The sequence below is a fragment of the Parabacteroides faecalis genome, assembly GCF_022809355.1.
GTDB lineage: Bacteria > Bacteroidota > Bacteroidia > Bacteroidales > Tannerellaceae > Parabacteroides > Parabacteroides faecalis.
Window position 1 is genome coordinate 37,244 of the sequence record NZ_JAKZMM010000034.1, and the last position, 10,397, is coordinate 47,640.

The following is a 10,397-nucleotide window of genomic DNA, read 5'->3' on the forward strand; positions in this document are numbered from 1 at the left end:
CACAAAAGTAGAAACATTTTTTTCTTTCCACCTATAAAACGATAATATTTATAATATTTTAGGTTCAATTATTTCCGATGATGTGTATAAATCCGGAAAATATGTCCGCCAAAAGAGTCAAAACTTTGTTGTCCAAATGTGAAAACTGGCGCTTTCACACCAGCACCTAATGTCAAAGGTGATTCTTCAACAATAGCGCGATCCCAATAACCGGAATCAAGAAACTGTTGCAACATAATGCTTCCGCCTTCTACCATCAGCGAATTTAACTGACGCTCAAACAGACATTGAAGAATCTGGTGCACAATAGATATCCGAAAATCCAAAGGAATATATTCTGTCTGCCCTATTTTCTTTTTTTCTCCGGTTGTAAACACAATGGTTGGTATTGTATCATCCAACAAATGATATGAAGCTGGTATCTTCCGCTCCCGGTCTATCACCAAACGAACGGGCGACTTACCACTCCAACGCCGAACTGTCAGCGACGGATTATCCAGCAAGGCTGTATTCGTTCCCACCAAAATAGCAGCCGATTCAGCCCGAAGCTTATGAACACGGGCCGCTGTTACCGCATTGGAAAAAACGACCGGTGAAATGTCCGGCGAGGTACGTGCAACATCCAGAAAGCCATCAGCACTTTCTGCCCATTTTAACGTCACAAACGGACGCTTCTCCGACTGAAAAGTCATAAAGGCTTCATTCAAAGCACGGCATTCTTCCTCCAATACACCCGTTACAACTTCAACACCTGCGTCTCTTAACATACGAACACCTCTACCTGATACTTCCGGAAACGGGTCCATACATCCGACAACCACACGAGGAATTCCTTTCCGGATAATCAATTCTGCACAAGGAGGTGTTTTCCCATAATGAGAACAAGGTTCCAAACTGACATAAATGGTAGAATCACGCAAGATTGCTTCATCTCGAACCGAAGCAATCGCATTCACCTCCGCATGGGCCTCTCCGCAACGCCGGTGATAGCCCTCACCCACAATGACACCGTTATGGACGACCACTGCACCAACCATCGGATTCGGAGCCGTATATCCTGCTCCATGGCGGGCCAGTTCCAAGCAACGGGCCATAAATTTTTCTTCTACATGCATGATACGATCATTTCTTGTTACTTTTGGCAAAGTTAAGATTTTGTTTGGATGCTTTACATGAATCTGTCAGCTTTTTGAGGAAAAATCCATTCTACATCACAACTAAATCCGTTTCATACCGGATTTTTACCGTTTCACCCGGGTGGAACGATCTCTTCACCCTTGTGGAACGATCGTTCCACCTACGTGAGACGATCGAATCGCCTAGGTGAAACGGTAAAATTGATTGTCATTTAACGGATTTAGTTGACTTAAAATCTCTTTATAAATAAAAGGGGTTGACTTTAGTTTAACTTATTTATATACTGAGTTGACTTATATTTTTGTTATTCACTCAACAGGTTGTCTTTTCTTATTTTGGGCAAAAAAGCAAAACAAATCCCGCAACACTATATCTTCAAGAATATCCGTTGCTTATACATCACCCAAAGGATAAAAAAGACAATCGAAGCTTCACTGAAGACTATGAGAAGAGGATAAAAACTCCCCAAATATTGTTCAAAACCGAACAACAACGACTCGCCGATACAGTTGAAACGAATCGTTTCGGCCAGCATATAAGCTACGATCGAATTCATTCCATATACTTTCAACCATGTGATATGCTGACGATGCCCTTTGTAGTCAATCCAATAATAGAACAAGCCCATCAGCAAGAAACAATATCCGCTACTGACAAACACCATCGAGCTCGTCCAAATCGTTTTAATCACCGGAAGTATTTCATTCCAAATCCAACCCAAAACAACCAAAGCAGCACCAATACCCAGAAATAACTGTACCTTTTTCTTCTCTGCCAATTCATGACTTTTGGCTATATATCCGGCAAACATACCCGACATCACAGTAACCACAAAATTCAAGCTGCTTAAGATCCAGGTATAATAATAACCTTCAGCAAAGACAACAACTCCGTCTTTTACTTCCGCAGAATCACGAAACCGGCCCATTACTGCCCGGTCAATCCATTCACATAAGTTTCCATCGGGTGTATAATCGCCTCCACCATATGAACCGACTTTAATAAATTGCATAGCGGCCCAATAAATCAGTAATAAGGCAAAAGAAACTATGATTTGCGTACGCCGGGAAGTATATAAATAAAGAAGGGCTGACACCAGATAGCCGACTGCAATCGTCTGCAATGTATTCGTATAAAAATAGATATGAGACGGATCCAACGCACGCAGGTTTCCTTGTACGATCATACCGAACAACCAGAGAAGCAAAACACGTTTCACCAGACGACGGATCAAAGGCTGTTTATCTGGATCTTTTTTATAACGGGAATAAGCAAACGGGATCGTAATTCCCGACATAAAAAGGAACAAAGGCATAATTAAATCCCAAGGAGAAAAGCCCGTCCAGGCCTGATGTTGAAACAACCATTCGCAAGAATTCAACCAAGGAATATCTGCCGCCCGAATAAACGAACGAATTAACGGACCAAAAGCTACCAAGAAAAATAAGTCCAAGCCTCGAAGCGCATCCAACGATTCCAATCGTTTCGGTAATGTCTGTTTTTCCATGAGAAATAAGATTTATAAGTATTCAATTAATTATAGCATAGTCTTGATACAAGGAATAAATGGCTCCCAAAAACGAATCCGGCTTTTATGCATAAAGCCATGACATCCCATCGGAAGCTGTTTATGATTCAGATAATGACAGACTTTCGGTTTCAAATCATAGGCGAACTGTAAAGCCTCTTCTACGGTCGGATACTTCAATTCTTTAGGGATCAACGCCCAGAATATATCTTCGTTATAAAGTCCATCTTCTGGTTTTGACAAGAAATAGGCGATTTCAGAAGCATACGACCGACATGCCACCTTGAAAGTTTCTACTTTACGCAAACATAATCCACCATTACCAATCTTTCCATACATCTGCGAACGGATAATCCGTTTGGATGCAAACAAGTATTTCTTCAGTTGCAGAAACTGTTTGAAAGGAAAGTAATTATAACGAGGTCTTGTAGGCCAAGGAGCCGCCACCAAATCGTAGCCAGTCTCACACCAACGCAATACCTCATCACGGAAAATCCAAGCATCCAGATGACAAATAAGGATATAAGTCGTATCGCCAAACAAATCATAAAAGGATTCAGACATCATCATCCGGTTATATCCTGCAATTCCATTTTTGTACCGAGCCATTCAGAGGACACATTCATAATCTCGGCTTGTGGATAAAGAACCGTTAAGTCATGAAGATCCACATCTTCCGGCTTCAACCAAACGATAGGATAAGCAGCTAATACCTGCATCGTATTGGCTAACGACGCCCGTTCCCAATCTTTCAGTTCAGCCCGATAAATCGGTATCACAACTTTTACCTGACATATATCCTTCTGCATATCTAAATAGAATGAAAATTCACTACTCCAATAACAAAAAAAGCGACCCTTTTACAGAATAGCCTACATACTATATAAGAATATTAAAGAAAGTGACTCGGGTGGGATTCAAACCCACGACCTTCAGAACCGGAATCTGACGCTCTATTCAGCTAAGCTACCGAGCCAAAGACTGCGCAAAAGTATAAAGAATAAATGGAGAAAACAAATTATCCGAAGATATTTTTATAAAATTGATATTTTGAAAGATCATAAACAGAATATACTATCATTTTGCAATAAAATATGCGAATACTATTGATAATTTCACATTAATCATTACCTTTGCTGCACATCATAAAAATTACAGATACTTAAAACGTATAAAATATGAGTTATTTAATCAAACCGGCAAAATATAAAGCAATCTTAAATTTGCCTCAAACAGAAATGGGGATTAAGGTAATTAAGGAGTTTTTCCAACAAAACCTTTCCTCAGAACTGCGCCTGCGTCGTGTGACTGCGCCGTTGTTCGTTCTGAAAGGCATGGGTATTAATGATGACTTGAATGGAGTTGAACGGGCTGTTACTTTTCCCATCAAAGATTTGGGCGACGCGAAAGCTGAAATCGTTCATTCACTGGCAAAGTGGAAAAGACTGACCTTGGCAGATTATCACATCGAAGAAGGATATGGTATTTATACAGATATGAATGCCATCCGTTCTGACGAAGAACTGGGTAACCTGCATTCTTTGTATGTCGATCAATGGGATTGGGAACGGGTTATGAAGCCAGAAGAGCGTAACATCGACTTCCTGAAAGAAATTGTTGAACGGATCTATGCGGCTATGGTTCGTACTGAATACCTCGTTTACGAGATGTTTACGGATATAAAACCTGTTCTTCCGCAGAAAATTCATTTCATCTATGCCGAGGATCTTTTACAAAAATATCCTACCTTTACGCCTAAAGAACGCGAAGATGCTATTACGAAAGAATATGGAGCGGTCTTTATCATCGGTATCGGTTCCAAATTAAGTAATGGCGAAAAGCACGACGGACGTGCTCCTGACTACGATGACTGGTCGACCGTATCTGCGGATGGACATGTCGGACTAAACGGTGATTTGCTGGTATGGGACGAGGTGTTAAACCGCGCGCTTGAACTTTCATCAATGGGTATTCGCGTCAATAAAGAAGCATTGCTCCGACAATTGGCATTGACAGGTACAGAAGACCGGAAGAATTTGTTCTTCCATCAGCGTCTGCTTAACGGAGAATTACCACAGAGCATCGGTGGTGGTATCGGACAAAGCCGCCTTTGTATGTTCTATCTCCGCAAAGCTCACATCGGAGAAATCCAGGCAAGTATCTGGCCGGAAGACATGCGTCGGGAAGCTCGCGAGGCAGGTATCAACTTAATTTAATAGAAGTCAGTGTTGGAAGCCAGGTCGTTTCCGGCTCCTGGCTTCCAACAACGACAAATATGGATGTAAAGATTGAACAAAGCTGGAAAGAACAACTGGCTGACGAATTCGAGAAGCCTTACTTCAAAACATTGACGGATTTCGTCCGCCAAGAGTATAAAACTACCCAAGTCTATCCACCCGGACCCTATATTTTCAATGCCTTTCAACATTGTCCGTTCGACCGTGTGAAAGTGGTTATCCTAGGACAAGACCCATATCATGAGCCAGGACAAGCCCACGGACTTTGCTTTTCTGTCCAAGACGGTGTGCCTTATCCGCCTTCTCTCGTGAATATCTTCAAGGAAATTGAGAGTGATTTAGGCAAACCCATACCGGCCAGCGGTAATTTGCTCCGATGGGCTGATCAGGGCGTGCTGTTGCTTAATGCCACACTTACCGTCAGAGCACATCAGGCCGGATCACATCAGAACAAAGGATGGGAAACTTTTACCGACGCGGTTATCCATAAGCTGGCAGAATCTCGCCATCATTTGGTTTATATCTTGTGGGGATCGTATGCACAAAAGAAAGGAGCTTTCATTGACAGCAGCCGTAATCTGGTCTTAAAATCGGCACATCCGTCACCTCTTTCTGCCTATCGGGGATTCTTCGGAAACAAGCATTTCAGTAAAGCCAACGATTATCTGATTGCAACAGGACAAGAACCGATAGACTGGTAAACTGATTATTTCACCAATCATACTTTCAGTGAAGGTTAGCCTTAATACCACTGCTGACCTTCACGATAACTGCTGCTCTGATTGTACTTCAAGTCTTTCAGCAACGATGAGCTGACGGCAACAGAAAAGGTATATGACTTGTACGGACCTATCGGAATAAAGCTGGCTGTCATCTGGAAACAGTGCATGTTTCGGGTAATATTACAAGTCATATAAGATACCTTATGCGTATCAAAATCGTAGGTTGCATTGAAGTTAAAGCTCCAGTTCTTGGTAGGCTGGATATTACCATTGAAACTCAAAGCATGGGTTAAGGCATACTTATACTCCATCTTTTTAGGATCGAATTCGTTACTGTATCCCAAACTCATACTATAATTGAACGACAAACTCCAAGGTACTTTGGCCATATAATAACCATCAGCGTCATATTCTCCATCTTCTTTCTTCTTGCCCAATAGGCGCGAACTTTTTTTCTCTCCGTCTTCCGGACCATTCATATCCGCATTGTCTGCATTCGATTCAGCACCGGCGGCATCTCCTTCGCCCTTTTTCTTCGAATCGTCACCACCTCCAAACCATTTCTTGAAGGTATCATTATTAAAGGTATAAGAGAAGCTGGTTCCGGTCTGCTTCAATCGTCCGATTCCCTTACCGGCTTGCCAACGTGGAATATCTACTTTGTATGCACGACCGGTTTGTTCATTATATTTATAGGTATAAGTATCGAATGTTCCGTTCAGGTTCAAAGTATAGTTTTTCGAAAGCTTCAGACGCAGACCAACCGACAAATCACTCCATTTGAAAGAATCGGCTACCATGTTATAGCTCATTCCCAACGATAATTTATCAATCAGACTGATCTTCTTGAAACCGGTCGAATCCTTATCCGAACGGACTTTCATTTCCAAGTTGTTATTGATTGAGAAGTTGACCGACCCAGATTTTCCCGACGATGGCGGAGAGAAGATCTGATTAGCAAACGGAGAATATTGTACATGCACGTCTTCTCCCTGAGCGTTGGTATATACATAGTCCTGCCAGAATCCAAATTTAGAATCACCAAAGTCTGGGCGGGCACTCAAACTGATGGAAGGTTCGAAACGGTGACGTATCATTTCGATCTTCTTACCTCCGAAGAAAGGAAGCGGCTTGAAGAAACCATACAACGTAGTAGATGCCGAAATCGAAGCGTCATATTCGTAGGTACGATAAAAACCGTACGTCGTATCTACCGGGGCCATGGCCTTTTTCTGCATATCATACGCCTGTTCCACCTTGTGTGTGTACCAGTTCTCACTATAATTGAACGAAGGCGAGATATTCAAATACTTGAAAAGCGTAAACGTTGCACTGACCGGAATCTTGTGTTGCATGGCATTATTCCAGTCTCTGATCAAGTTCGACTTAAACAAAAGATTCTCTTTCGTATTGATACTGTTACGCAAATATCCGGTATATGACATAGAAATCTTCTCATACCAACGTTCTTTACCCACAGCATGTTTCCGCTTGAAAGGATAAATACGGCTTAAAGTGAAAGTCACATCCGGCAGAGTCACCGAGATAGAAGAGTCACGCGAGGTCTGGTTGATAGACATCGTAGCCGAAATAGATAAAGGATTATTGGGGAAACGCTGGGTGATGTTCACACTTGAGCTCTTGGTATTGCTCGTCGCATTCGGATTATACAATCCCATCATCTGGTTGCGGTCGTAGCTACTGGTCGAGAAATTGACACTCGCCGAGAAGGATCGGTAAGGATTCGCCTTGGCATCCTGCGAATGCGTCCAGGTAATTTTGAAGTCTTTCGACTTGCTATAATCCGGCAAGCCCTTATCGCCATATTTGGAAACCAGATAAGAAGCCAAGAAACTACCTGAATACTTATACCGCTTCCGATAATTAGACTTGGCAGACAATCCCCAGGAACCTTTCGTATAAATCTCACCCGTCAGGGCCAAATCCATATAATCGCTTAAAGCAAAATAGTATCCACCGTCCCGCAAATAGAAACCACGGGCCGATTCATCTCCGAAAGTCGGCATCAAAATTCCTGAAGAATAGGTATCCGAGAAAGGGAAAAAGCAAAAAGGAAGTCCCAACGGATAGATCGGAACATCCTCAAACACCAAATAAACCGGACCGGTTACAATATTCTTTTTCGGACGAACCTTAGCCTTCGTCATCTGGATATAGAAGTGCGGATGCTCATGTTCATCACAAGTTGTATATTTTCCGCCCACCATATTCAAGGCATCCGTTTCGGTTTTCTTGGTCTTTCCGGCTGTTACGTAGCCTTCACCCTGCTGGGTAATAACGTCTGTGATATAACCTTTCTTCGACTTGAAGTTATAACGCATCGTCTTCGATTCATACTGGTCACTCCCATCGATAAACAAAGGATAACCAAACTCATCCCCTACCGAGTCAAGTCCGAACTTGGCATATACCAAGCTACTGTCCATGTTCATCTCGATATTTTCGGCCTGCAACTGAATCTGTTGGTACTTTACATCACCTTCACCAAACAGATAAGCCATATTGCCGGCCGTCATCACAATCGAATCTTTCGCTTTATAATCGACTGGTGCCTCCAGGCCTGCCTTTTTCGTCGAATCGGCCGGAGCAATAGAATCCTGTGCTACCGAATCAACCCGCAAGGTCGTATCGGCAACTGCCTGATCTGACGTATAAGAAGGAGAAGTCTTTCGTTGGGCAAACAAGCCCCAGCTTCCTAAGATATAGACAAATAGGGTTAATAGAACTCTATATTTCATTCACGTTAAAATTCACCGTAATCAATTACAGGTGGCAAAGGTATAATAAAATACGGAGCGAAGCCCAATTATTCCCCTAAAAAGAGTTTACACCATGTGTCAAATTGTGAAACAGTCTCTTCCCCATACTTGGAAAGACTCTTATGAATCTTCTCGGGCGATTTCTCTTTATCCAATTTCGTCTTACTGAAAAACTTGTCGGCAAAGCAAATAATCTGTTCTTCCCACGAAACCGGACGCATATCCCGATGCGGAACCGGCAAGTTCTGTTCTTCGATCATTTTCAGGGAAAGTCCGGTCCCGGTATGCCGTTCGCACACCAACGCATGCCTTGGATAGCCTTCCGCCCTCATTAAATCTGCCCCCAAATATCCATGACAAATATACGGAGCCTCGCCATGACAGTCGATACCATCGGCGTCACATTTAAAGATTCCTATATCATGCAACATAGCAGCCTCTTCAATGAAAGTCAAATCCAAATTCAATTCCGGATGACGGCGGGCAATTTCCAATGCCTTGTCGGCCACACTCCTACTATGTACCGTTAATATATGGTATGCTTCCGAGCTCTCCGGATAATATTTCTTGATAATGTCTAACGGATTCATAAGCAACAATTATTCCATTTCTTTCTTAAAATACCACAAAGATATGCATTCATCTGCATATAAAGACACGCCACATTATCTATTTTCTTACCAAATATTCATATAAACCCTTTTTCCACTAATTAATTCACATTTGTGAATTAATTAATTTACATAAGTGATGCAATCAATTCATATTGGTGAATTAATTGCATCACTTAGGTGGATTGATTAAATAATAGCTATTTTACATTAAAAAACAAGTTGTATTATAAAAATATCCGCACAAACTACATTAGTAAAATTTGCGTTATTATAATTTTATTTATACTTTTGTTCGATATTCAAAGTCATAGCACTAATAAGACTATAGCTTTGACTTGTGATAAATTGCTAGATTCTGATACCTTTTTAGTAATATATCAATGTAAATGTACTAATTATAGGTTTAGAAGTCGTATGCACCAATAAACTAGGCAGGCTTATGGAAAACGAAACGTAAATATATTCTGTGGTTATTTCACCCCAAATATCCTTATTTCAATTAGGTGAAATAAAGGAACATAAAAGCAAACTAACAAATTATAGTAGAACACTTATTTAATAGTCATAGTCTTATTAGAACAATGACTACTGAAACTATCCTTTCTGACTCAAGATGGATATACTGATCTTTGAAGCTATATTTCGCCTTCACTATAATGATTTATGTAATTATGCATTACGCTACATCCAGAATAAAGATGTAGCCGAAGACATCGTGCAAAACTTTTTCATTACAATCTGGGAAAAGGATATAAAACTAACAGAAGAAAATATTCTACCCTATGCTTACACTGCAATTCGTAACGGATGCATCAATTATTATAAATCAGAATTGATTCGCGAAAACTTTCTCAATGAAGCACTAGAGGAATTAGAATTCCAAAACGAAGAAGAAGAACCTTTTTTATATAAAAAAGAAGTACGCTTAGCCGTTAATAAACTACCAGAAAAATGCAGAAAAGTATTCCTCCTAAAATGTATTCATGATTTAAAATACAAGGAAATTGCTGAAATCATGGGAATTTCAGTTAATACCGTAAAATATCATTTAGGAGAAGCTTTTCGAATGATGCGAGAAGAACTGAAAGATCTACTATAAATTCCAACAACTGATTAATAAACAAAACTTTAGATCTAATCAAAACAGAATGCTACTCAAAGGCAAATAATTTTATAAAAAAATCCTTATTCCGACCTACCCATTTAAACATCTTCAATTGTATTATTATAAAAGAGCGAATAAAAACTCATGACAGATAATTATAAACACCCGTTGGCGGAATTAAATTAGCGCATATTTAACTTTGCCAATGGGTTTGTTGTTTTTATAGTTGATGTATTGTAGGATTGTAAGTGCGCTAATCTTCCCTATAATTCGG

General features: G+C 40.7%; 9 protein-coding genes and 1 tRNA gene. 3 read left to right on the forward strand and 7 right to left on the reverse strand.

Features of this window, described 5'->3' with window-relative positions:
* Window positions 1–68 precede the first annotated feature (68 nt).
* The 5 genes from ribD to MUN53_RS12845 form a co-directional block, all read right to left on the reverse strand.
* Window positions 69–1,115 (reverse strand): bifunctional diaminohydroxyphosphoribosylaminopyrimidine deaminase/5-amino-6-(5-phosphoribosylamino)uracil reductase RibD, encoded by a 1,047-nt coding sequence (gene ribD / locus MUN53_RS12825; RefSeq protein ID WP_243325845.1) that lies wholly within the window; start codon window positions 1,113–1,115, stop codon window positions 69–71.
* 389 nt (window positions 1,116–1,504) lie between these two features.
* Entirely contained in the window at window positions 1,505–2,644 is a 1,140-nt protein-coding gene (locus MUN53_RS12830; RefSeq protein ID WP_243325847.1) for an acyltransferase family protein, read from the reverse strand.
* A 30-nt stretch (window positions 2,645–2,674) separates the two neighbouring features.
* Window positions 2,675–3,274, reverse strand: coding sequence for a DUF5672 family protein (locus MUN53_RS12835; protein WP_243325849.1), 600 nt, complete (start codon window positions 3,272–3,274; stop codon window positions 2,675–2,677).
* Window positions 3,232–3,474, reverse strand: coding sequence for a hypothetical protein (locus MUN53_RS12840; RefSeq protein WP_243325851.1), 243 nt, complete (start codon window positions 3,472–3,474; stop codon window positions 3,232–3,234). Before MUN53_RS12840 ends, MUN53_RS12835 begins: the two co-directional genes overlap by 43 nt.
* A gap of 93 nt (window positions 3,475–3,567) precedes the next feature.
* A tRNA-Arg gene (locus MUN53_RS12845) sits at window positions 3,568–3,641 on the reverse strand.
* Between the two features lie 202 nt (window positions 3,642–3,843).
* On the opposite strand from MUN53_RS12845, the gene asnA reads away from it, so the two are divergent.
* Both asnA and ung read left to right on the forward strand, forming a co-directional pair.
* A complete protein-coding gene (gene asnA, locus MUN53_RS12850) occupies window positions 3,844–4,881 on the forward strand; it encodes an aspartate--ammonia ligase (protein ID WP_022455749.1) in 1,038 nt (345 codons plus the stop codon).
* Window positions 4,882–4,940: 59 nt separating this feature from the next.
* The gene (gene ung / locus MUN53_RS12855) at window positions 4,941–5,603 is read left to right on the forward strand and encodes a uracil-DNA glycosylase (protein WP_243325852.1); all 663 of its coding nucleotides are present in this window, start codon (window positions 4,941–4,943) and stop codon (window positions 5,601–5,603) included.
* A gap of 41 nt (window positions 5,604–5,644) precedes the next feature.
* Here the strand turns inward: ung and MUN53_RS12860 are convergent, their stop codons facing one another.
* Window positions 5,645–8,383, reverse strand: a complete 2,739-nt coding sequence (locus MUN53_RS12860) for a putative LPS assembly protein LptD (RefSeq protein WP_243325854.1) — start codon at window positions 8,381–8,383, stop codon at window positions 5,645–5,647.
* Between the two features lie 68 nt (window positions 8,384–8,451).
* A complete protein-coding gene (locus tag MUN53_RS12865; RefSeq protein WP_022455753.1) occupies window positions 8,452–8,994 on the reverse strand; it encodes an HD domain-containing protein in 543 nt (180 codons plus the stop codon).
* A 637-nt stretch (window positions 8,995–9,631) separates the two neighbouring features.
* Here MUN53_RS12865 and MUN53_RS12870 point away from each other — a divergent pair.
* A complete protein-coding gene (locus MUN53_RS12870; protein ID WP_243325856.1) occupies window positions 9,632–10,117 on the forward strand; it encodes an RNA polymerase sigma-70 factor in 486 nt (161 codons plus the stop codon).
* The last annotated feature ends 280 nt before the right edge of the window (window positions 10,118–10,397 follow it).